This window comes from Amycolatopsis sp. FU40 (genome assembly GCF_021903635.1).
GTDB lineage: Bacteria > Actinomycetota > Actinomycetes > Mycobacteriales > Pseudonocardiaceae > Amycolatopsis > Amycolatopsis dendrobii.
The window spans coordinates 1,282,094-1,304,231 of record NZ_CP091381.1 but is presented as its reverse complement, the minus strand read 5'-3'; the positions used below and the strand labels follow the sequence as shown (position 1 = coordinate 1,304,231).

At 69.4% G+C, this 22,138-nt stretch carries 16 protein-coding genes and 1 riboswitch; of the genes, 6 read left to right on the top strand and 10 right to left on the bottom strand.

Annotated elements, in window-relative coordinates:
• The first annotated feature begins 115 nt into the window (after positions 1–115).
• Positions 116–385, top strand: coding sequence for a DUF1918 domain-containing protein (locus L3Q65_RS07235; protein ID WP_237599141.1), 270 nt, complete (start codon positions 116–118; stop codon positions 383–385).
• Between the two features lie 58 nt (positions 386–443).
• The gene (locus L3Q65_RS07230) at positions 444–2,261 is read left to right on the top strand and encodes a DUF4236 domain-containing protein (RefSeq protein WP_237599140.1); all 1,818 of its coding nucleotides are present in this window, start codon (positions 444–446) and stop codon (positions 2,259–2,261) included.
• A gap of 2 nt (positions 2,262–2,263) precedes the next feature.
• On the opposite strand, the gene L3Q65_RS07225 is transcribed toward L3Q65_RS07230, so the two are convergent.
• The 4 genes from L3Q65_RS07225 to L3Q65_RS07210 all read right to left on the bottom strand — a co-directional run bounded on the left by L3Q65_RS07225 (position 2,264) and on the right by L3Q65_RS07210 (position 6,184).
• A complete protein-coding gene (locus tag L3Q65_RS07225) occupies positions 2,264–4,636 on the bottom strand; it encodes an HAD-IC family P-type ATPase (RefSeq protein ID WP_182891748.1) in 2,373 nt (790 codons plus the stop codon).
• Between the two features lie 84 nt (positions 4,637–4,720).
• The gene (locus L3Q65_RS07220) at positions 4,721–5,194 is read right to left on the bottom strand and encodes a nuclear transport factor 2 family protein (protein ID WP_220507300.1); all 474 of its coding nucleotides are present in this window, start codon (positions 5,192–5,194) and stop codon (positions 4,721–4,723) included.
• The gene (locus L3Q65_RS07215) at positions 5,179–5,925 is read right to left on the bottom strand and encodes a hypothetical protein (protein ID WP_237599139.1); all 747 of its coding nucleotides are present in this window, start codon (positions 5,923–5,925) and stop codon (positions 5,179–5,181) included. Before L3Q65_RS07215 ends, L3Q65_RS07220 begins: the two co-directional genes overlap by 16 nt.
• 64 nt (positions 5,926–5,989) lie before the next feature.
• Positions 5,990–6,184 (bottom strand): hypothetical protein, encoded by a 195-nt coding sequence (locus tag L3Q65_RS07210; protein WP_182891750.1) that lies wholly within the window; start codon positions 6,182–6,184, stop codon positions 5,990–5,992.
• 156 nt (positions 6,185–6,340) lie between these two features.
• Here L3Q65_RS07210 and L3Q65_RS07205 point away from each other — a divergent pair, with 156 nt between their 5' ends.
• Positions 6,341–6,913, top strand: coding sequence for a DUF3558 family protein (locus L3Q65_RS07205; RefSeq protein ID WP_237599138.1), 573 nt, complete (start codon positions 6,341–6,343; stop codon positions 6,911–6,913).
• A 5-nt stretch (positions 6,914–6,918) separates the two neighbouring features.
• Here L3Q65_RS07205 and L3Q65_RS07200 read toward each other — a convergent pair whose 3' ends face one another.
• The 4 genes from L3Q65_RS07200 to L3Q65_RS07185 all read right to left on the bottom strand — a co-directional run bounded on the left by L3Q65_RS07200 (position 6,919) and on the right by L3Q65_RS07185 (position 13,990).
• Positions 6,919–7,584 (bottom strand): (2Fe-2S)-binding protein, encoded by a 666-nt coding sequence (locus L3Q65_RS07200; RefSeq protein ID WP_237599137.1) that lies wholly within the window; start codon positions 7,582–7,584, stop codon positions 6,919–6,921.
• On the bottom strand, positions 7,581–8,420 hold the full coding sequence (locus L3Q65_RS07195) for a CbtA family protein (protein ID WP_182891753.1): 840 nt from the start codon (positions 8,418–8,420) through the stop codon (positions 7,581–7,583). Before L3Q65_RS07195 ends, L3Q65_RS07200 begins: the two co-directional genes overlap by 4 nt.
• Positions 8,421–8,445: 25 nt before the next feature.
• On the bottom strand, positions 8,446–8,655 hold the full coding sequence (locus L3Q65_RS07190) for a CbtB-domain containing protein (protein ID WP_182891754.1): 210 nt from the start codon (positions 8,653–8,655) through the stop codon (positions 8,446–8,448).
• Between the two features lie 56 nt (positions 8,656–8,711).
• A riboswitch (cobalamin riboswitch) is annotated at positions 8,712–8,767 on the bottom strand.
• 138 nt (positions 8,768–8,905) lie between these two features.
• Complete coding sequence (locus L3Q65_RS07185) at positions 8,906–13,990, bottom strand: COR domain-containing protein (RefSeq protein ID WP_304504549.1); 5,085 nt, start codon at positions 13,988–13,990, stop codon at positions 8,906–8,908.
• A 115-nt stretch (positions 13,991–14,105) separates the two neighbouring features.
• Here L3Q65_RS07185 and L3Q65_RS07175 point away from each other — a divergent pair, with 115 nt between their 5' ends.
• Together L3Q65_RS07175 and L3Q65_RS07170 are read left to right on the top strand one after the other, a co-directional pair.
• The gene (locus L3Q65_RS07175; protein ID WP_182891756.1) at positions 14,106–15,734 is read left to right on the top strand and encodes a GMC family oxidoreductase; all 1,629 of its coding nucleotides are present in this window, start codon (positions 14,106–14,108) and stop codon (positions 15,732–15,734) included.
• A 16-nt stretch (positions 15,735–15,750) separates the two neighbouring features.
• Positions 15,751–17,325 (top strand): succinic semialdehyde dehydrogenase, encoded by a 1,575-nt coding sequence (locus tag L3Q65_RS07170; protein WP_237599136.1) that lies wholly within the window; start codon positions 15,751–15,753, stop codon positions 17,323–17,325.
• On the opposite strand, the gene L3Q65_RS07165 is transcribed toward L3Q65_RS07170, so the two are convergent.
• Positions 17,312–17,974 carry a TetR/AcrR family transcriptional regulator gene (locus tag L3Q65_RS07165; protein WP_182891758.1) on the bottom strand — a complete coding sequence of 221 codons (663 nt, stop codon included), beginning with the start codon at positions 17,972–17,974 and terminating at the stop codon, positions 17,312–17,314. The genes L3Q65_RS07170 and L3Q65_RS07165 overlap by 14 nt on opposite strands.
• Before the next feature lie 83 nt (positions 17,975–18,057).
• Here L3Q65_RS07165 and L3Q65_RS07160 point away from each other — a divergent pair, with 83 nt between their 5' ends.
• Entirely contained in the window at positions 18,058–19,554 is a 1,497-nt protein-coding gene (locus tag L3Q65_RS07160; protein ID WP_237599135.1) for a long-chain fatty acid--CoA ligase, read from the top strand.
• A gap of 13 nt (positions 19,555–19,567) precedes the next feature.
• On the opposite strand, the gene L3Q65_RS07155 is transcribed toward L3Q65_RS07160, so the two are convergent.
• Positions 19,568–22,135 (bottom strand): DUF5127 domain-containing protein, encoded by a 2,568-nt coding sequence (locus L3Q65_RS07155; RefSeq protein ID WP_237599134.1) that lies wholly within the window; start codon positions 22,133–22,135, stop codon positions 19,568–19,570.
• Positions 22,136–22,138: the final 3 nt, after the last annotated feature.

Sequence of the window (22,138 nt, the reverse complement as noted above, 5' to 3'; positions counted from 1 at the left end):
CAAGCCGATCCGATACGAAAAGTCACTTGCTGCCCCTGATCGGACTACTTCGAGGTTTCGCACCCGGCCCAGTGAGGTATCGCTCCAGGCGACGTCACCCCGCAGAGGAGGAACCATGCACGCACAGCGCGGAGATTGGCTGGTCGTGAAGGGAATCCACGTGGACGTGCCGGAGCACCGAGGCCGCATCACGGCCGTGGGCTCGCCGGACGGGGCCCCGCCGTTCACCGTCCGCTGGCTCGGCGCGGACCACGACTCGACGGTGTTCCCGGGTCCGGACGCGATCGTGCTGACCGAGGAGGAGCTGGCGGCTCAGGACGCGCGCGACCGGGAGCGGGTCGAGGGGCTGGGAGCGTTGCAGCAGCACCTCTCGGCCGGCGCGTAACAGTCAGCGCACGCACGGCGATCCAGACCGGGCACATTCCGTCGGTCGAAGGTCGCCTATGTCGTTCTATCTGCGTACCAGGGTCAAGGTCGGCCCGCTGCGCGTGAGCATGTCGCGGGCCGGGCTTGGCGCGTCCGTCGGCGTGCCCGGGTTCCGGGTCGGCGCCGGTCCGCGCGGTGCTTACGTCACGCTCGGCGGCGGTCTGGTCAGCTATCGGGCGACAACTCGCTCGACGGCCCCGAGCGCACCGCCGCTGCTGCCCGCGAGCGACGTCGTCATGGCCGACATCACCGGCGCGACCACCCTCGAAATGGCGGCCGCCGATTCCAGCGAGTTCGTCAGCCAGCTCAACGACGCGGCGCGGTCGATGCGGTGGTGGCCGTGGGTCCTGGTGCTCGCGCTGGCGCTCGCGGGCGCGTCGCCGTGGACGCTGCTGGCCGGGGTCCCGCTCACCGTCTGGGTGTTCCTCAAGGACCGGATCCGACGGACGGTCGTGGTGTTCTACGACGTGCAGGACGCCGGGGAAGCTCGGCGGTTCCAGGGACTGGTCGACGCGTTCGGACCAGTGCGGGAAGCGCGGCGGGCGTGGCACGTCGTGGCGTCGGGCGCGTTGTCGACCACCCGTCAGCACAAGGTCAACGCCGGAGCGTCCGCGCTGGTCAAGCGGCATTCGCTGGACCGAGGCATCGGCGGCCCGCCGCATCTGTCCGCGAACATCGCCGTCCCGTCGCTCGCCACGGGCCACCGGGCGGTCTACTTCCTGCCCGACCGGGTCCTGCTGCGCGAAGGCAAGCACTACGCCGACGTCCGCTACGCGGATCTGCGGATCGAGGCGGACGTCCAGCGGTTCATCGAAAGCGGTTCGGTGCCCGGCGATTCCCGGGTCGTCGAGCACACCTGGCAGTACGTGAACGTCAAGGGCGGGCCGGACCGACGGTACAAGAACAACCGGCGGCTCCCCGTCCTCGAATACGGATCGCTGCGGCTTTCCGGGCCGAACGGCTACCGCGCGACCTTCGACTTCTCGACCCCGCGAGCCAGCTCGGCGCTGGCGGGATCGCTGCGGGCGATGACCGCGCCCATCGCGCCGCCGGTGGCAGTGACGCCACCCGAACCCGACCGGATCCAGGTCGCGCCAGCCGCCCCGCTGACCCGGCGGCGGTTGTCAGCGGACGGGCGAATCTCGATCGTCGGCGAAGCGCATTACCAGCCGGCGCTGCGGCGTGCGGCGCGCGGAATGCCCGCGGGCGACCGCTTCGACCAGCATCTCCCGGCCGTCGCGCTCCTCGTGCCGGAACCGCGGAACCCGCACGACCTCCATGCCGTCCGCGTAGCCGCGATCCACCCCGCCGGAACGGAAACAGTCGGCTATCTGTCCCGTTCGGACGCTCGCAGCTACCAGCCCGTTCTGCGCGCGCTCGGCGATGCCGGCTACGCGGGGACCTGCCCGGCGCGGATCACCGGCGGCGGAAACGGCCGCCGCTACGGGATGTACCTGCACCTCGCGGGCCCGGACGCGCTGGAGATCGCCAACCTCGTCACCGAGGCCGATCTCTTGACACCGGAGCGCACGGTCACCGTCATCAAGGAGGAAAACCACCAGGAAACCTTGCGGCACTACCACTCCGGCCCGCTGCGCACGATCGTCGCCGCCGAGCTCGCACCGTCCACTGTGTCCAGTGGCAAGCACAAGGGTTCCTACGCGATCGAGATCCGGCTCGACGGCCAGCGCGTCGGCGAATTGACCGCCGCGATGAGCGCTCGCTACCGGCATCTCGTCACCGGCGCCCCGCGCTGCGAAGCGTTCATCACCCACGGCGCGCGCGGATTCCAGCTCGAACTCCGGCTCCCGAAGGCCGATCCCGTCCCGCGGTGACGTTATTTCCCGATCCGGTTCCCGATCCACCGCCCGGCCTCGATCAGCACCAGGCCCGCCGCCGCGCAGCTCACCGCGGTCAGCGTGTACCCGGTATTGCCCGGGTCCAGCTGGAAGATCTCCCGCGTCCACGGCAGCAGGAACATCAACGCCGAAACCACCGCCATCGTCGCGACCAGTGCGGCCTTCCACCAGGTATACGGCCGCGCGACCACCGCCAGCACCCACAGTGCCAGTGCCATCAGCGTCATCAGCGCCGTGGTGCTCGCCTGGATCTGCGCGGCGTCGGTAGTCGCGTGGCCCGGGTGGACCAGGATGTAGGAGACGAACGACGCGGCCCCGATCACGACCCCGGCCGGGATCGCCATCCGCAGCACCCGGCCGACGAATCCGGGGCGCGCGCGGTCGTTGTTCGGAGCCAGCGAGAGCACGAACGCGGGCAGGCCGATGGTGAACCAGCCGACGATCGTCACGTGCCTCGGCAGGAACGGGTAGGGCATCGCGTCCAGGCCGATCAGCCCGGGCACGCCGACGATCAGCGCCAGCAGCACCGAGTACACGGTTTTGGTGAGGAACAGGTTCGCGACGCGTTCGATGTTGCCGATCACCCGGCGACCCTCGCCGACGACGTGCGGCAGGGTCGCGAAAGCGTTGTCCAGCAAGACGATCTGCGCGACGGACCGGGTGGCCGGGCTGCCCGCGCCCATCGCGACGCCGACGTCCGCGTCCTTCAGCGCGAGCACGTCGTTGACGCCGTCGCCGGTCATCGCGACGGTGTGGCCGCGAGCCTGCAGCGCCGCGACCATCGACCGCTTCTGCGCGGGCGTCGCGCGGCCGAACACGGCGGTCCCTTCGAGCTCGTCGGCCAGCTTGCCGGGCTCTTCGGACAGCGTCCGCGCATCGACCGGAGCCTCGCCGCCGGGCAGGGCCAGCGCGCGGGCCACACCGCCGACCGACACCGCGTTGTCGCCCGAAATCAGTTTCACCGCAACGCCTTGGGCGGCGAAGTAGTCGAGCGTTTCGCGCGCGTCGCCGCGGATCTTCTGTTCCAGCACGGCCAGCGCCACCGGCGTGACCTTGCCCGGCCCGTCCGGCGCGTCGACCGCGTTCGCGGCCCGGCCGAGCAGCAGCACCCGCAGGCCTTGCGCGCCGATCCGTTCCGCTTCCGCGCGGTCCTCCGATTCGGCGGGCAGCAGCACGTCCGGCGCGCCGAGCACCCAGTCGCCGTGCTCGCCGAAGGCCGCTCCGCTCCACTTCCGCGCCGACGAGAACGGCACCACGGCGGTCGGCGTCCAGTCCGGCGCGTCCGGGCAGCCCTCGGCGATCGCGACCAGGCTGGCGTTCGGCCGCGGGTCGGCGGCGGCGAGCGCGGCCAGCACGGTCTCCGGGGCCTCGCCCGCCTCGTGCAGCCGCCGCAGTTCGGACAGCCGCATCGTGTTCTCGGTGAGCGTGCCGGTCTTGTCCGCGCAGACGACGTCCACGCGCGCCAGGCCCTCGATCGCGGGCAGCTCGTTGACCAGGCACTGCCGCCGCCCCAGCCGGATCACGCCGACCGCGAACGCGACCGACGTCAGCAGGATCAGGCCCTCCGGGACCATCGGGACGAGCGCCGCGACCATCCCGCGCAGCGCGTCGGGCAGCTGCTGCGAACCGGAAAGCTGGTTGTAGATCGACAGCGCGCCCGCCGGGACCAGCAGGTACGTGATGACCTTCAGGATCTTGTCGATCCCGTTCCGCAGCTCCGAATCGACCAGCGTGAACCGGCCCGCCTCCTCGGCCAGCTTCGCCGCGTACGCCTCCGAGCCGACCTTCGTCGCCCGGTACGCGCCGTTCCCGGCCACCACGAAACTGCCGGACATGATCGGGTCGCCCGCGCGCTTCACCACCGGGTCCGACTCGCCGGTGAGCAGCGATTCGTCGACCTCGAGCGCGTCCGCGGACAGCACCTCGCCGTCGACCACCACCTGGTCGCCCGCGCCGACCTCGATCACGTCGTCGGCCACGACCTCCTCCGGGGCCAGCTCGCTGCTGACCCCGTCTCGGCGCACGCGCGGGCGCACCTGTCCGACGATCGCGAGCCGGTCCAGCGTCCGCTTCGCCCGCAGCTCCTGCACGATGCCGACGACGCTGTTCGCCACGATCACCCCGGCGAACAGGCCGTCCAGCAGGTAGCCGGTGGAGAAGATGATGACCGCGAGCACCGCGAAGATCGCGTTGATCCGGGTGAAGACATTCGACCGGACGATCTCCCACGCGCTGCGGCTCGTGCGCGAGGGCACGTCGTTGGTCCGTCCCGCGGCGACCCGCTCGGCCACCTCGGCCGCGGTGAGCCCGCGCGTGCTGTCCTGCGTGAGCAGGCCGTCGTCCCCTGGCATGGGTTCGACCTTACGCAGTTTCCGGGCAAACCCGTCACGCCGCCGCCCCCGGCGGGTCCACCCGTTCGGGTGACTCAGCGCAGGTCACCGGCCGAGGCGGGTCGCGCGGACCTCCCTCGTTTCGATCAGATCGAGGTGCACTTCGCGGCGCTTGAACCGCCATTCGCCGCCGGTCTTCGCGTAGCGGTCGAGGTAATGCAGGTGCCACACCGCATCGGCGAATCGGCCGTCGCGCGGGCTGACGTGGTGGGCGACGCAGGTAATCCGTCCTCGTGCGCTTGCCGGGCCGTCGCCGGGGTCGAAGACGACGCCGGTGATGCCGTGCGCGGTCAACGGCACTTCTTCCAGCACGGACAAAGCGGCCACGACGCCTTCGGGACCGCGGTGCTCCCGGACCGGGCCGAAGTCGCGTGGCGGATTCGGCAGCGCCAGCACCCCGTCACCGCCGAACAGCCGGGCGACGCCCGCGAAATCCCGCTCGTCCACGCGCGCGGCGTACCGGTGCACGAGATCGTGCAGCGCGGCCCACTCCGCCACGGGGATCACCAGTCCCGCCACGGAACGATCGTGCGGACCGGTCCGGACAGCAGGACCCGCTCGGCTTCAGGATGCGGCGCAGGCTCCTTCTCCCGCTCGGCGATCTCGCGGCTCGCCTCGACCGGATCCTCGTCCAGGTAGAGCAGCCGGACCCGCAGCGAACCCGGCGCGCGGTCCTCTCCGGAGCCGATGTTCAGCGTCGAGTGCCGCTGCCTGCCGAGGAAGGAGAACGTCCAGGCCCCGGCGACGCCCGGGCAGGCCAGCAGCTCGGGAATCCGGGTCCGGTCCTGCCAGGCGAACTGCGCGTGCGCCTCGCCGCCGTGTGGTTCGGCCAGTTCGGTCACGGTGACGTGCAGTCCGCGGTTCGGCCGGAACGGCAGCGCGTCCGCGGACAGCCGGACTCGCGGCGCGACGTACCCGAGTACCGGCGTGAAGAACCCCAGCAACGGCCGCTGCACGCCCGGGATCAGCGGTCCGCGGCCCCATTGGAAGGAGTCCTCGCCGAGCTTCCGCCACTCCGCCACGCTTTGCTCGTACGGCGGGCGGAACCAGTACATCGCGAGGTAGTCGACGCCGGCCAGCTCCGGACTCGCGGTGCCGTCGCCGGTCCGCGCCCAGCGATCGCCGTGCGCGACGCCGGGCAGTCGCAGGTTCTCCGGCAGGTGATCGAGCTGGTGCCACTCGTTGTACTCGCGTTTCCGCGCCGGGTCGGCCAGTGCGACGAAGGAGAAGAACACTCGTTCGGACAACACCGGGCCGAGCTTATGGACCACGACAGCGCCGCGGCGGCGATCGTCCCGGCGACCGGGACGCGGTTCAGCTCAGCCACCGCTTCGGCGGCGGGTAGACGTACCGCGCGATGGTCGTGCTCACCCAGCCGATGCAGAAACCGCCGAACACCGGCAGCACGACCCGCACTTCGTGTCCGCCGCGGAGCAGTCCGGCGAGCAGGAAGACGAGCCCCCACGCGACGAGCAGCCCGGCGCTGTAGGTCCAGTAGTTCCTCCGCACGACAAACCTCCCGACGCTCTCCTTCGCCAGTGTTCCCCGCACAGCTCTCGATTGCAGGTTCACTGGGAGATTTTCGGAATTCGGGGACACAAAACGGTCTTTTGCGGCCTTTCAGCGGGAAACCGATAGCTTTGAAATGCGGCTATGCTCAATTCCGTGGCGCCGACCAAAACTGTGCCTCCTGACCGCGGCCGCCGCGCGGGACTGCTGCTCGCGCTCCTTCTCGGCGCCGCGGGCTGCTCGTCCGCGCCGCCGCCTCCGCCGCGCCTGTCGCCGCCGCTCCCCGACGCCCCGCTCGACCTGACGCGGTTCACGGCCAAACCCTGCGACCTGATGACCCACGACCAGTTGGTCATGTTCTTCGTCAACAGCCAGGGAACGGCCGCTCCAGCCGCCGGGAAAACCGCCTGCACCTGGATCCCCCACGACACGAACGCATTGACCTACGTCGCCTCCGTCGACACCGCCTCCGGCGGGCTGGAAGCCCTCTACCGCCGCCGGGCCACCGTCCCGGGCTTCGCGCCGGTCTTCGTGCACAGCTATCCGGGCATCCACCGGGACGACCGCGACGGCCAGTGCACCGTCGAAACCGGCGTCGCCGACGACACGCTGCTCAACGTCACCGTCGCGGCGACCGACCCGAAACTGGACGCCTACAGCGATCCCTGTTACGAGGCCGACCGTTTCGCCGGAATCATGATCGCCTATCAAGCCAACCGCGCGCCCTGACCGGTTCAGGCCAGCACGCAATCCCCGCATTTCGGTCCGTCGCGATCCGGTGTCGCCCGATAAAACAGGCAGCAGCTGCGACGGCGGAATCGACCGTTTTCCCGAGTCGCGGTACCGGCCAGCTCCGGCAATTCCTCCAGTGCGGCGACAATTCCGGAAACCCGGTCAGTCCACTCTGGACGTTCAGATCGCAGCACCGTCACCGCCCCGTTGAGCGCCGACGCCACGTTCCCTCGCCGGACGTTCCGCGCCAGCGAGAACTGCGCCATCGCCTCGTCCAGCCGAGCCAACGGCCCGCGCAAGACCCGTGCAGCGAACGCACTGACCACATCGGACTCAACCGGCTCGCTTTCCCCTAGGGACAACGGGAACGCTCCACCGAGCTTCGGCTGCCACCACGCCGTCGAGTAATCCGGCACCGCTCCCGCACCGACGGCAAGACCCAGTGCGGGCGAGATGATCCGAGCCGCCAGCCCGAGATGCGCGATCGACGCCGCGACCCGCGGTTCCACGAAATCGCCGCCGAGCACGGCCCGGTTCTGCGCGATTCGTTCGCGCAGCACCGGGCCGTCGTCCAGGACTTCGGCGAAAGGACGCCACGGCTCGGCCGGTTCGGCCGCCGAATGCGTGTCGACGGCGAAGAACGGGCCCAGTCCGGTCAGCGGGTTCACGCCTCGACGGTAACCGCGCGCCCGCGGTCCAGCACGCGTTCGGCGAGCGGGCCGAACACGAGCGCGATGGTCCCCCACAGGACGACCTGCGCCAGCACCGAGTAAAGCCGGAACGCGACGAGCGTGTCGGCGGGGAAGCCGGGGTACACGATCTGGCCGTCGGGACCCTTGAGCGGCAGCGGGGTTTCGCTGGTCTGCGGGCCGTACTCGGCGACGTTGGAGGCCAACGACCCGAGCGACGGCAGCAGTGCCATCAGCAGCGCGCACAGCACCACGAACCCGGCGCCCGCGACGAGCGTCGCGTTCCAGTTGCCCAGCTTCGGAGCGAGCCGCTTGCCCGCGACGACGGCCGCGACCAGGAAGAGCACCGACGCGACGACCATCGTCAGGTACAGCCCGGTGCGCGCGCCGATGGTCGCCTCGTGCCCGATCGCCGGCGGGTTGGCCGGGTATTTCAGGAACGGCACGAGGTACAGCGACAGGAATCCGGCCCCGGCCACGAGCACCGCCAGCACCCGCGCGCGGATCCGGCCGACGCGGCCCAGCAGCACGGTGTAGGTCACCGCGAACAGCAGGCCCATGGCGACTCCGAAGAGCACCATGCCGAGCCCGATGCCGAGGTTGCCCTGCACGGCACGGCTGAAAATCTCGTGGCCCTCGTGCTCGCTCGGCATCCCGGCGGCCTTGTCGAGCGCCATCTGCGCCTCGTCGCGGCCGGATTCGTAGTCGATCGCCGCCTGGGTCAGCGGTTCGGCGAAGACCCGGGCGAAGACGAACGCCAGCACTCCGCCCAGCGCTCCGGCGAGGAGGCCGCGCAGAATCAGCTTGTTCTGCATTGTTCGGTTGTCCGTTCCGGGCGCGTCAGTGGCAGGGGAAGCCGAGGAAGTGCCGCGCGTCGTGGACGAACTCGTGCACGTGGGTGTCGCTGCCGAAGATCGAGACCGCGCCCTGGTCGACGCCGATGAAGTAGTACAGCAGCAGCGCGCCGGCGATGGTGGCGCCGAGCAGCAAAGCGGCTTTCGACACGGGCAAGACGACCGGGGTGGACCGGTCGGCCGGAATGGTGGCCATGGCTCTCCTTCGGGATGACGCGTCCCTTGCGGGTGGACCTGACGACGGCTCCTCGACCTGACTCGCCCGGGATGGGCACACAGTGGCGCGACCGTGCCGGAATCTCACCGGCTTCGGGAAGCCGTCGCGCGAGCAGCACGGTACGGCGGTGTCCGGCCGGTCGTCAATCGCCCGAGGGTCCGGGGTGTCCGCTATCGCCTGGTTTGCGCAGCCAGTGTGCGCGGGGTCGCACCGAACGGAGCAAGGCCGCTCACGCGGGGTCGCGGTAGAAGGCCAGGTGTTCCGGGCAGAGGTAGAGCGTGAGACCCTCCGGCGTGTCGTAGCGGGACAGGCCGCCCCATTCCTCGTCCGGGTCGAGTTTGCCGAGCATCGCCTTGAGCGCGCGGAAGTCGGCGTCGGTCTTCGCGTGCGACTCCGGCAGGTCGTCCTCCGGCCGCTCCGCGCCTGGCAGGACGCGCTCGCGGTGCAGTTCCTTCGGCAGTTGCGCGGCCAGTTCCTTCATCAGGTCGCAGTCGGATTTCAGCTGGTCGTTGAGCACGCCCGCGGCCACCCCGAGCACCGGTCCGGCCAGCGGCGCGGCGTGTTTCAGCACCCGGATGAGGTGCTCCAGGTACGGCCCGAGCTTGACGAACCACTCGCGCGGCTGCGCCACCGAGTACACGCCCTTGTCGCCGTCCAGCCGATGCCAGGCACCGGGTTCCTCGCAGTAGAGGTGGATCTCGTACGGCGAGCCGGTGATCCGCCGCCGCCCGGCCGGGACGACCGCGAACACGCTGGGGCAGCGCGCTTCCTGCTGCTGCTGAGCGAGCCGCTGCAGGCGCAGGAACATCCGCTGGTGGTAGTCGCTCTGCTCCTCCAGCCGCTCGCCGAACTGCTCCACGGTCCGCGTCAGCCGCTCCATGGACGCGCGCGTCGAGTCCCGCTCCGCCGGGGCGAGGCCGAACAGCAGTTCCGGCACCGAAACCTGCTCGCCAGAGCGGTGGCATTCGATCTCGTGCCTCGGCGGCGTGCGCTCCAGCCGGGCGCGGAGGTTCTCGTAGTCGAACAGCTCCGGGCACTCCGGCTCGCACCGGCACGGCACGCGGCGCGTGATGTCCAGGCCGGGGAACCGTTCCAGGGTCAGGTTGAGGCCCTCGTCGAGCACCATGAAGAACCCGACCGGCGAGGGCCCGCGCACGGTCAGCTCGACGGTGTTGTGCTGCCGGTCCGCGCTGACCAGCGCGAGGTGGCGGCCGTCGCGGTGCCCGAGCAGCGCTCCGGTGCGCCAGTGCACATTGCGGCTGAACCGGTGCGACCGCGCGATGAACCAGGTCGGAATGCCCGGCGGCATCGTGTTGAGCTGATAGATGACCTTGATCTGCCGCGCGTTCTCCCGCGCGGCCGCCCACTGCCCCTCGTACTCCGGCGGATTCCACTGCAGCCGCTCGACGACCAGGCTCAGGTCTCCCCCGCCGTTCGACTCGACCCGGTAGGACAGATCGTATTTGTCCATCATGCCGAGGAAATGATCGCGGATCCCCTTGTCGAGATCGTGCCAGAGCGCGGTCAGGTGTTCTCTCGTGAGCAGCCCGTGCTTTTCGGCGACCTCGTCGCTGTCCAGCACGCGGCTGATGTAGTCGTTGACCCACGAAGGCCGCAGCACGACCGTGTCCTGCAGTTCGGGATCCTCCGGGTAGTAGAGAATGTCGCCGAGCTCGTGCAGCGCCCGCGCGATGAACCGGCTCGGCTCCGCGCCGGTGACGCCCGCTTCAGCGATGATCTGCCACATCCGGCTGACCGTGATGTGGTTCTCCGGCACCGCCCGCACCGCGTCCGCGGCCTTCAGCCAGGAGGTCGGCCATTCCGAACCCATGAGCGGCAGGTCCGCCGCGTGCTGCGCGAGCAGGTCGCGGAGTTCGCTTATGCCGTCCCTGGCCGCGTTGTCCACGTGCACGCTCGCGACGATTCTCGGGTATTTCGCCCGCAATTCGGCGAGCGGAAGATCGACCGGACGTCCGTGAATGTGCGTGGCCACGAGAACGATCGGCGATTCCGGAGCGCGGGCGGTGATGATGTCGAGCCAGTAATGCAGTTTGCCCTGTTCCCAGCCGAGTCGCGAATTCCACAGCAGGACGAACAGGGAACGGTTGGTGAGGAAGAACTGGTGGGTGGCGTGGTAGATCTGCTGGCCGCCGAAATCCCAGGTGGACAGCCGCATCCGGACGTCCCGGCCCGGATGGCCGAGTTCGAGGTCCCGGATGAGCAGCCCATGGGTGGAGGGTTCGTCCGGATCGTGTGCGTCCTCGGCGAGCGCGCGGACGAGCGAGGTTTTCCCGACGCCGCCTTCGCCGACGACGAGGAGTTTGGAGACCCATTGGGCGGTGCTGCCGCGTTCGCGTTCGCGGAGGAATTCGAGGACTGATTCGGACCCGCTGGCGGTGATTTCCGGGGGTGGGCTGATAAAGGGGTTTCCAGAGACGGTGAGGGTGGTGAGCCTGGGCAAGTGCGCGAGAGCCGGGGGCAGGCTGCGGAGAAGGTTGTCCGAGAGAAGGAGCGCGGTGAGCCGGTCCAGCCGGGCGAAGCTCTCCGGGAGAGCGGCGAGACGGTTGCCGCGGAGGTCGAGAGCACGGACGTTGGTCAGGCGCCCCAAGGATTCCGGCAGCTCGACGAGAGCGTTGTCCGACAGGGACAGGTCGGCCAGGCTGAAGAGCTTCCCGAGGCAGTCCGGAAGGCTCCGCAACTGGTTGGCCGTCAGGTTGAGGATTTCGAGACTGGCCAGATCGCCGAGGGTTTCCGGTATCTCCGCGAGGTCGTTCCCGTTCGCCTGCAGCCATTTGAGACCCGCCAGGGCTCCGATGCCCGACGGCAGCGCGGCGAGGCGGTTTCCGTTCACCGCCAAGTTGACCAGGTCCGTCAGCTCAGTCAGCCACGCAGGCAGCTCGACAAGTTCGTTGTGGGCAAGAAAGAGAGTCTTCAGCCCAGTGAGCCGGGCGATCGTGTCCGGCAGCTCGGCGAGTCCGCAGCGGGACAGGACTAGCGTGCGCAACCCGGTCAGCTTGCTGAAGTCGAAGGGCGACGCGCCCAGCTGGTTCCCGCTCACCGTCAGGTACTTCAGCTCGGCGAAGTCCGCGAGCCAGTAAGGCAGCTCGGTGATCCCGACGTCATTGCAGTCCAGCCGGTGGAGCCGGGGCAGTTCGCGAACGGCGTCCGGCAGGCCGTTCAGCGGATTCGTGCTGAGCCACAGCTCGGTCAGCGCCGAGCAGGAGCCGAGCCAGTCCGGCAGCCCGGCGAGCCGGTTGTTCCGGACCGACAGCGACGACAGGTGTGCCAGCCCGGCCAGCTCCGGCGGGAGGACGGTCAGCTTGTTGTCGTCCAGCGTCACGTCGGTCAGCCCGGCGAGTTCCGGGAACCAGCCGGGCAGCTCGGCGAGGCCGTTGCCGCTCAGCGTGAGCTTGCCGAGCCGACGTAGCGGGCGCACGCATTCCGGGACCGCGGTCAGGCCGCAGCGGGCCAGGTCCAGGTCGCCGAGCGCGACGAGGTCGCCCAGCCACCCGGGCACCCCGCTGAGCCGATTGTTGCCGATGCTCAGTTCCCGCAGGTCCGAGAGCTGCCCGAGCCAATCCGGCAGCTGTGCGATCTGGTTGCCGCGAGCGGACAGCACCTGAAGACCGGCGAACCGCGCCACCGGGGCGGGCAGTTCGGCGAACCAGTTGTAGTCCAGCCGCAGCTCGATCAGATCGGCCAGCCGCGCCACCGAGCCGGGCAGACCGGACAGCTGATTCCCGAGCAGCCGCAGCCGCTGCAACGACGTGAGGTCGCCGAGCCAGTCGGGCAAGGCGACGAGCCCGCAGCTGCTCGCGCTCAGCTCGGTCAGTTCGGCGCAGTTCCGCAGCGAGGCAGGGAGTTCCGACAGCGGCAGGTTGTCCAGGTACAGCATCCTGAGCTGGGCGAAGCCGCCCAGCCAGTCCGGCAGCCCGGCCAGCTGAGTGCCGTCGATCCGCAGCCGCACGAGGTTCTCGAGCCCGGCCAGGCCGGCGGGCAGTTCGCGCAGCGGGTTGTGGTTCAGCCACAGGGTTTCGAGACCGGTCAAGCCGCTCAGCCACGGCGGTGCTTCGGCCAGGCCGCACGCGCTGACTCCGAGCGTGGTCAGGCCGGTCAGCTCGCCGAGCCAGTCCGGGAGGCCCCGCAACCGGTTGCGGTCCAGGTGCAGGTGCCGCAGCTTCGACAGGCCGCGCAGCGATTCCGGCAGCGCGGCCAGCTGATTGTCGTCGGCCCACAAGGTTTCCAGCTCGGTCAGCTCGCCGATCCACTCCGGCAGCGCGGTCAGCCGGTTCCGTTCGACGTGCAGCCGCTTCAGCCCGGTGTGCTCGCGGACCCACGCGGGCATCTCGGCCAGCGCGCAGTCGCCCAGGGTCAGCTCCGTCAGCCCGCTCAGCGTCGCCAGGTGCGCGGGCAGCTCCGGGAACGGATTGGCCGTGAGGCGCAGTACGCGGAGGCCCGGCTGCAGTGCGGGCAGGGTCCGCAGCCGGTTGCGCGCGACGTCCAGCACGGTCAGGTTCGCCAGCCCGCCGATCCAGTCCGGCAGCGCGGAGACGCGATTGCCGTCCAGGTCGAGTTCGGCGAGCCGGTCCAGTCCGGCGATCCACTCCGGGACCTCCGCCAGGCGCAACCGGGCCAGGCCGAGCGTCGTCAGCCCGGTCATCCCGCCCAGCCAGTCCGGCAGCCCGGTCAGCGGGTTGCCAGGCAGGTGCAGTTCGGTCAGGTCCAGGCCGCGCAGGCACCGCGGCACCTCGGTCAGCAGGTTGTCGTAGAGGAACAGCTTCGTCAGGCCGGGGATCTCGCCGAGCCAGCCGGGAAGGTCGGTCAGCCGGTTGCTGTCCAGGTCGAGCCGCGCCAGGTTCGGCAGGTCGCGCACCCACTCCGGGACCTCGGCCAACCGGCAGGCGGCCAGGTCCAGCGTCTCCAGGCTGGCCATCCCGCCCAGCCAGTCCGGCGTTCCCGCGAGCCGGTTGCGGCCGAGCAGCAGCTCCGTCAGCCGCAGCCCGGAGAGCGACCCGGGCAGCTCGGCGATGCGGTTCCGGTCCGCAGACAGGCTCCGGAGCCCCGCCAGCGTGCCGAGCCACTCCGGCAGGCTCGCCAGCCGGTTCTCGCTGAGGTTCAGCTCCCGCAGCGGCAGCTCCGCCAACCACTCCGGCAGCTCCCGCAGGAAGTTGTCCTCCAGAACCAGCTTCTCCAGACCGTCCAGCTCCGCGACCCGGACCGGCACCTCCGTCAGGTGCAGCCCGCGCAGATCCAGCGTCGTCTCCCCGGCGGCGAGCGCGGCGTCGATGCGGCGGTTCGCTTCCTCGGTCCCCATGGGGGCAAGTCAATCAGGTTCGCGCGCGAGGCGTTGCGCGGCGAGCGGGAAAGCTATACCGTGCCTGAACTAGAACAGGTTACAGTTTCGGCGGGGCGCGGGACGAGGAGCGGACATGGCAGCCAGGGTGGCCCGGAGCAGCGAAGCCGACTACGTGGTCGTCGGGTCGGGCAGCTCGGGGGCTGCCGTCGCCGGGCGGCTCGCGGAGTCCGGGGCCAGCGTGATCGTGCTCGAAGCGGGCAAGAGCGACGAGCAGCTGCTGCTGCGCAAGCCGGGACTCGTGGCCCCGTTGCACGCGGTGCCGCAGCTGAAGAAAATGAGCGACTGGGGCTTCTACTCAGTACCGCAGAAACATGTTCTCGATCGGCGCATGCCGGTGCCGCGGGGGAAGGTGCTCGGCGGCTCCAGTTCGGTCAACGGGATGGTCTACGTCCGCGGCAACCGGGCGAATTTCGACTCCTGGGCGGCCGAGGGCAACACCGGCTGGGACGCCGACAGCGTCAACGCCGCGTACAAGCGCATGGAGGACTTCGAGGACGGCGAGAACGCCTTCCGCGGCGCGGGCGGGCCGATCAAGATCACCCGCAACAAGATCCCGCAGGAAGGCACGCTGCAGTTCCTCGACGCGACGGCCGACGCGATCGGCTGCGACATCATCGACGACTACAACGGGCAGTCGCAGGAGGGCGTCAGCCGGATGCAGCAGAACGCTGCCGACGGCCTCCGCTACAGCGCCTCGCGCGGCTACCTGCACCACCTCGCGCCCCGGACGCTCGAGATCCAGTCCCGTGTGTTCGTGCGGAAAGTGGTGATCGAGAACGGCCGCGCGACCGGCGTCGAGGTGACCGACGCCAACGGCAAGCGCCGCACGGTCCGGGCGGGCAAGGAGGTCATCCTCGCCGCCGGGTTCGTCGGGTCGCCGCAGCTGCTGATGCTGTCCGGGATCGGGCACGCCGAGCACCTGAAGGAGCACGGCATCGACGTGCTCGCCGATCTGCCGGTCGGCGACAACCTGCACGACCACATGTTCCACGCGCTGACGTTCCAGGTCTCGTCGTGCAAGAACAAGGGCACCGCCCCGTATTTCGCCCGCGGGATGGCCCGCGAACTGCTCAAGCCGGGCTCGACGTTCCTGGCGAACTCGGTGTTCGAGGCGCTCGCGTTCCTCAAGACGTCGCAGGCCGCGGACGTTCCGGACCTGCAGCTGCACCTGCTGCCGTGGGCGTACGTGTCGCCGAACCAGGACGCGCCGATCCGGCATCCGGTCGACAAGCGGCCTGCGCTGACCGTGCTCACCACGCTGATCTACCCGAAGAGCCGCGGCACGATCCGGCTCGCCTCGGCCGATCCGTCCGCTGCGCCGCTCATCGACCCGCAGTACCTTTCCGACCCGTCCGACCTCGAAGTGCTCGGCGAGGGATCCGAGATGGTGCGGGAGATCTTCGCGTCGAAGGCGTTCAAGGGCTCGATCAACGAGGAGATCCACCCGGGCAAGCACCTACGCGGCCAGGAACTGCGCGACGCGATCCTCAACCGCGCGACGTCGGTCTACCACGGCGTCGGCACCTGCCGGATGGGCGTGGACGACCTCGCCGTCGTCGGGCCCGACCTCAAGGTGCGCGGAGTGGACGGGCTGCGGGTCTGCGACGCCTCGATCATGCCGTCGATCACCGGCGGCAACACCAACGCGCCCTGCATCATGATCGGCGAAATGGGCGCGCAGCTGGTCCTTTCCGGCAACTGACGGGAGCGCGAGACCCATGACCCTCACCCCGGTCCGGCCCACCCGCCCGGCCTCGGCGACCGACGACTTCCTCCGCGGGCTCGTCGCGCGCGTGCCGGGCTCGGGCGGCGCGGTGTGGCCGCTCACCGAGGTCTACACCGGCGACGTCCTGGTGGACCTGCCGCAATCGACGCCATCAGACATCGAGCAGGCGTTCGCCACCGCGCGGACGGCGCAGGCGAAATGGGCCGCGACGCCGCTCAAACAGCGGCTCGCGGTGTTCCGGCGGGCGCATTCGCTGTTCATCGACCGCGCACGGACGATCGCCGACCTGATCCAGGTCGAAAGCGGCAAGAACCGGCGGATGGCGATCGAGGAAACGTGCGATCCGCCGATGATCATGAGCCACTATCTGCGCCGCGCGCCGAAACTGCTGGCCCCGACGCGGCGCGGCGGACCGGTGCCTCTCGTGTCTTCCTCGACCGAGATCCGGGTTCCCAAAGGCGTGGTCGGGATCATCGCGCCGTGGAATTTCCCTTTCGCCACCGGCATTTCCGACGCCATTCCGGCCTTGCTGGCGGGTAACGCGGTGGTGTTGAAGCCGGACAACAAAACCGCGCTGTCACCGCTGTACGGCGTGCAACTGCTCGAAGAAGCCGGGTTGCCGCGGGGCCTGTTCCAGGTCGTGTGCGGAGAGGGTCCGGATGTCGGTCCGACGCTGATCGGCCAGGCGAACTACGTGATGTTCACCGGTTCCACCGCCACCGGGAAGGTGATCGGCGAGCAGGCCGGCCGGAACCTGATCGGCTGCTGCCTCGAACTCGGCGGGAAGAACCCGATGATCGTCCTCCCGGACGCCGATTTCGCCGACGTGGTTCCGGGCGCGGTGTTCGGCGCGTTCGGCAACACCGGGCAGATCTGCATGCACATCGAGCGGATCTACCTGCCGGAATCGCGCTACGAGGAATTCAAGGAAGCCTTTGCGGCCAAGGCTTCCTCGCTGGATGTGCGAGCGGCTTACGACTTCGGGCCGGAAATGGGCTCACTGGTTTCGGTGGACCACATGAACCGGGTCAAGTCCCATGTGGACGATGCGGTCGAGAAGGGAGCCACCGTCTTGTGCGGCGGCCGCCCCCGGCCGGATCTGGGCCCGGCGTTCTTCGAGCCGACCATCCTGGAAGGCGTCACGAAGGACATGCTGTGCGGGGTCACCGAAACGTTCGGCCCGGTGGTCGCCTTGCACCGGTACCGGACGGTGGACGAGGCCGTCGAATTGGCCAACGACACCGATTACGGGCTGAACGCTTCGGTGTGGGGCAAGGACATTCGCGCGGCTTCCGCGGTGGCGGCCCGGCTGGAGACGGGCAACGTCAACGTGAACGACAGCCTCGCGACGGCGTACGCTGCCAAGGGGACTCCGTCCGGCGGCGTGAAAACGTCCGGTGTGGGTGCCCGGCACGGCGATCAAGGGCTGTTGAAGTACACCGACGTGCAGAACCTGGCGGTGCTGAAGAAGCCGGTGATGAGCCCGCGGCCGGGACAGAAGTACGAGAAGTACGTGGAAGGAATGCTGTCCGGGCTGAAGATGATGCGGCGGCTCAGGATCCGGTAGTGTCCGCAATGGACTGACGCACCACCTGGACCACCTTGCCCTCCGCTTCGGTCAAACCGCTGAGCCGGGAGCGGCGCGTCAACAGCCCGCCTAGGACCAGTTCGACCAGTTGCGCGCCCACCTGCTCCGCGGACACCGGACCGGACGGGTCGAACCACGTCCACGCCCATTGCGCCGAGCCGAAGATCAGCAGGCTCTGCACCTCGACGTCGCACGGACGGAACTCCCCCGACGCGACCCCTTCGGACAACGTCGCGCGCACCAAGTCCAGGTATTCCGCGCGCATCCGGCGGCCCTCGGCCATCGCTTCGTGGTCGGCGAGCCGGACGACCTCGCGCTGGAACGCGACGGTCGCCTCCCGGTCCACCACCTGGTACAGCACGAACGCGTACAGCAGCCCGGCCAGCCGCCGGGTCGGCGTCGCGAGCCGCTCGCGGATCAGCGCGGCCTCGGCGAGCCTGCGGCGCATGTACGACTCGTGCAGCGCGGCGAGCAGCCGGTCCTTCGTGCCGAAGTGGTGCACGATGGTGCCCTTCGACAGCCCCAGCTCGCCGGCGATGTCGGAGAAGTTCGTGGCGTCGTACCCGCGTTCGGCGACATAGCGGGTGAACGTCGCGAGGATGTCCCCGGCGCGGCCTTTGGGTGGCATCGGCCCACTGTAGCCGAAGTTTGACCACTGACCGTCCGTACGGTTACCTTCGTCGTGGTCCCCGGCGACGAAGGAGTCTCGGCATGGCAGCGAGCTTGGCGCAGTGGATTGCCCGGCGCGGCACCGTCACCCCCGAGTCGGTCGCGCTCGTGGCCGCCGAGACCGGCGAACGGATCACGTACGCCGAACTCGAACAGCGAGTCGCACGGCGGGCCGCGGCGCTGCGCGAACTGGGCGTGCGCAAAGGCGACCGGGTTGCCTTGCTGGGCTTGAATTCCACCGGCTACCTCGAAACGCTCTTCGCGGTCGCCTGGCTCGGCGCGATCACGCTGCCGATCAACTTCCGGCTCGCAGCGACCGAAATCGAGTACCTCCTCGACGACGCGCGGCCCGTGGTCGTGGTGCACGACGACACCTTCGCCGCACTCGCTCAAGAAGCGTCCGGCGGCCGGGCGCTCGTCCACAGCAACGACCTCTTCACCGAAGATCGCGTCGAACCCGAACCGACCGGGCCGGACGAGGTCGCGGTGCTGATGTACACATCCGGCACCACCGGCCGCCCCAAAGGCGCCATGCTCACACACGGCAACCTGGAGGCGAACGCGATCAACGTGCTCACCTCCGGCGAAGGCATCCTCCCGTCGGACATCACGCTGACGGTGGCCCCGCTTTTCCACATCGGCGGGCTGGCGCTGTTCACCCTGCCGTTGCTGTACGCGGGCGGCACCGTGGTGGTCGCGGGCAAGTTCGATCCACAAGAGACACTCGCGCTGCTCCAGCGGGAGAAGGTCACCGTCCACTTCATGGTGCCCGCGATGTGGGCGGCGATGACGCAGGTCCCGGATTTCGACTCCTACGACCTTTCGCGGCTGCGATATCTGCTGTGCGGCGGCGCACCGTGCCCGCTGCCGGTGATCGAGTTCTACGAGGGCAAGGGGCTGACCTTTGTCGAGGGTTTCGGGATGACCGAACTCTCCCCCGCCGCGCTGGTGCTGGAATCGGCGTTCGTGCGCTCGCACGCCGGATCCGTCGGACGGCCCTTCCTGCACGTCGAGGCGCGGATCGTGGACGAACGCGACGACGACGTGCCCACCGGAACGGTCGGCGAACTGGTGCTGCGCGGCCCGAACGTCTTCGCCGGCTACTGGGGTCTGCCCGAAGCGAGCGCCGAAACCCTGCGCGGCGGCTGGTTCCACTCCGGCGACCTGGCCCGCTGCGACGCCGACGGTTTCGTGACCTTGGTGGACCGCAAGAAAGACATGATCATTTCCGGCGGCGAGAACGTCTATCCGATCGAGGTCGAGCAGGTGCTGCACCGGCATCCGGACATCGCCGACGTCGCGGTGATCGGCGCGCCGGATCCGCGGTGGGACGAAACCGTGGTCGCCGTTGTCGTGCCCGCCGGCGATTCGCTCGACGGGGACGCGGTGATCGCTTATTGCCGGGAACGGATCGCCGCTTTCAAATGCCCCCGCCGGGTCGAGGTGGTGGACGAGCTTCCGCGCAATGCCACCGGGAAGCTGCTCAAGCGCGAACTTCGGGCCCGGTACTCCGGCTCCGCCGCTTCCGTCTCCCGTTAAGTCCGTGAAGGGATCAGACGAACCGCCACAGGTGGTCCGGCGTCCCGTTGTCGTCCCACTGGGTCACCTGCGCACCGTCCGCAGTGGACTGTTGATCCACCGCCATCACCTTGCCGCTGCGGACATTCACCAGCTTCCACCAGCCGCCGCCAGCGTCCACGATGCGCCACAGATGATCCGGTGTTCCGTTGTCCTGGAACTGCTGCACGTGCGCGCCGTTGTCCAGGCTCTGGTCGTGCACCGCTAACACCTTGCCGCTGTTGCGGTTCATGATCCGGACAGTCCCGTCGCCGCTGTCGACGACTGTCCACACGTGATCGACCGTGCCGTTGTCCTGCCATTGCGTCACGTCGGCAGTGTCCGAAAGCGACATGTCCTGAACCGCCAGCAGTTTCCCGGATCGCTGGTTCTGGATTCGCCGCCACGAAGTCGTCGAGGCGGCCGGGCGCGGCAGCAAGGCCAGGTACCCAGCGGCGACCGGGCGTGCTTGGAAGCCGGATTGCCGGGCGTCGGCGACGAAGTACCAGTCCGAGAACGGGACCCGCGAACCAGTCGTATCGGCGAAGCTGTAGACGCCTTCGATGAGCGTCGTGGAGATGTCGGTGTGGTCGGCCAGCCAGGCGGCCGTCCACAGTTCCCAGTCGGCTTTCGTGTAGTCGTGACGGAGATCCAGCGGGACGCCGTGCGCGCCTCGTTTGCCTTGATACCAGGCGGCTTCCCGCGCGGCGGTCCCGAGCGGAACCAGGTCGAGGCCCAGCAACCGGTCCGCGAAACCGTTGTACTTCAGGCTCCAGGTGCCCGGCTGGTCGTACGCCATGCGGAGGTGCGAGCCGTCGTTGGCCAAGGTTGTCCATTGGCTGATGTAGGACCGTGAGATCGACCGGTACCGCAGGGCATCGGCGGAATTTCCCGTGACATCGGCGAGAACGCCCATCGCGCCGACGCCGATGATTCCCTTCAAGGCGAGGTTGGCGCTGTGCGCGATCCAGCCGGTGAAGTCGTCGGTCTGGTTCTGATTGCCGGGATCGAGAGTGTTGCCCACCAGGTATTCGGCCCATTGCCGCAGGATCCGGTAATGCGCGCTGGCGAACGCTTTCGCCGCCGCGGGATCCAGGCGCTGCACGACCGCGGCGGACATGATGAGCATGTTGGCCGATTCCTCGACCGGCATGCTCTCTTCGTTGCCGTCGTTGTGCCCGGCCGCGTTCGGATAGGACGCGCCGATGTCGTGTTCCGAGAACGTCTTCGGCCAGCCGCCGTGCTCCGCGTAGTCCAGCACCGGTTCCAGCAGCAGCCGCACGAACTCCGGCGAGAGATGGAGATAGCCGGGCAGCGCCGGATAGATGACGTCCACTGTGGACACGTTGCCGCTGGACGAGATCTCCTTCAGGAATGCCCACGGCGAGCCGTTCCGGTCGACCAGTTCGGTACCGCCGAACGCCTGGCGCAGCGCGAGCGCGCAAATCGCCGCGTAGTGGCCGCCCGTGCTGCCGCCGCCGGCCGCGGCGGATGCTTCGCTGTCGATCCGCTGGTCCAGTGCGATGCCCGCGGCGAGCGCGGCCGGGTAGTCGGCGTGGAACCACGCGACCATGTCCGGCCACGACGACCAGTAGTGCGTCCACCAGGGCGCCAGCTGCGCGCCGAGGTAGCTGACCGCGGGCGTGCGGACGTGCCCGATCGCCACCACCAGCGGATCGGCCGCCTCGCCCGGCCGGATCGTGCCCAGGTCTTTCGCGAACGCGAGGACGGGCCAGCGGTCGTTGATCGCCCGCGGCTGGTCCGCATCGCTGGTCCCGGGCAGCGCTCCCCCGTTCGCCGACGTCGCGCGCACGACCGTGTCCTGCCCGATCTGCCAGGTCACCCCCGCCGAAGGCGCCGCGAGGACCAGTGAGCCCCAGCGCGGCTGGTCGTGCCCGTCCTCGGCGAGCACGGTCGGCGAAGCAGCCTGGACGCTCAGCGAGGTGATGCCGCCGGATTCCTGCCGTTGCCAGCCGACCGGCGTGCCCGAATCCCATTGCAGCCACTCGGCCGACGTGTCGAAATGCAGCGAGACACGGTGCGCCCGTCCGTCGGTGCTCGCGGCGGCGATGGCGACGTAACCGAACGGCACACACTGCCGTTGGAGGTTGCTGGGGTCGACCGGCGAGAAGAAGGTGACGGTGAGGGTCACGCCGCCGCCGGTGAGTTCGTAGATCGAGCGCGTCGCGGTGATCTGCAAGGAGTTCTGCGTCATCGGGGTCAGGCTCGGGCCGGACGGCAGCTGCGGCGCGCCGGCGAACACGTACGCGACGCCGTCGATCCGCGCGATTCCGCACAACGCGGTGATGTGCCCGGTCCAGAACGTGGACCAGGCGCCGGGCAGATTGTCCGCGGCTTGCCAGGTCGAGAGGTACGGCGAGCGCACGACGAGCGGCGTCGCCGGCGGGCGCAGCGGGTTCAGCGTTCCCGCCGGAGCTGCCGAGGCAGTGGACTGGACCAGGTCCGGGAGCCACCGGAGCGCGACCGCCGCGGCCGCGCCGGCACCCGCCCGGCGCAGGACGTCGCGGCGGCTGACTTCGCGGGGAGATTCCGAGGAGGACATCGA

Excerpts from the sequence above, each read along its gene's own strand:
- L3Q65_RS07235 (WP_237599141.1), top strand. The coding sequence starts at position 116 with ATGCACGCACAGCGCGGAGATTGGCTGGTCGTGAAGGGAATCCACGTG.
- L3Q65_RS07230 (WP_237599140.1), top strand. The coding sequence starts at position 444 with ATGTCGTTCTATCTGCGTACCAGGGTCAAGGTCGGCCCGCTGCGCGTG.
- L3Q65_RS07225 (WP_182891748.1), bottom strand. The coding sequence starts at position 4,636 with ATGCCAGGGGACGACGGCCTGCTCACGCAGGACAGCACGCGCGGGCTC.
- L3Q65_RS07195 (WP_182891753.1), bottom strand. The coding sequence starts at position 8,420 with ATGCAGAACAAGCTGATTCTGCGCGGCCTCCTCGCCGGAGCGCTGGGC.
- L3Q65_RS07190 (WP_182891754.1), bottom strand. The coding sequence starts at position 8,655 with ATGGCCACCATTCCGGCCGACCGGTCCACCCCGGTCGTCTTGCCCGTG.
- L3Q65_RS07185 (WP_304504549.1), bottom strand. The coding sequence starts at position 13,990 with ATGGGGACCGAGGAAGCGAACCGCCGCATCGACGCCGCGCTCGCCGCC.
- L3Q65_RS07175 (WP_182891756.1), top strand. The coding sequence starts at position 14,106 with ATGGCAGCCAGGGTGGCCCGGAGCAGCGAAGCCGACTACGTGGTCGTC.
- L3Q65_RS07170 (WP_237599136.1), top strand. The coding sequence starts at position 15,751 with ATGACCCTCACCCCGGTCCGGCCCACCCGCCCGGCCTCGGCGACCGAC.
- L3Q65_RS07165 (WP_182891758.1), bottom strand. The coding sequence starts at position 17,974 with ATGCCACCCAAAGGCCGCGCCGGGGACATCCTCGCGACGTTCACCCGC.
- L3Q65_RS07160 (WP_237599135.1), top strand. The coding sequence starts at position 18,058 with ATGGCAGCGAGCTTGGCGCAGTGGATTGCCCGGCGCGGCACCGTCACC.
- L3Q65_RS07155 (WP_237599134.1), bottom strand. The coding sequence starts at position 22,135 with ATGTCCTCCTCGGAATCTCCCCGCGAAGTCAGCCGCCGCGACGTCCTG.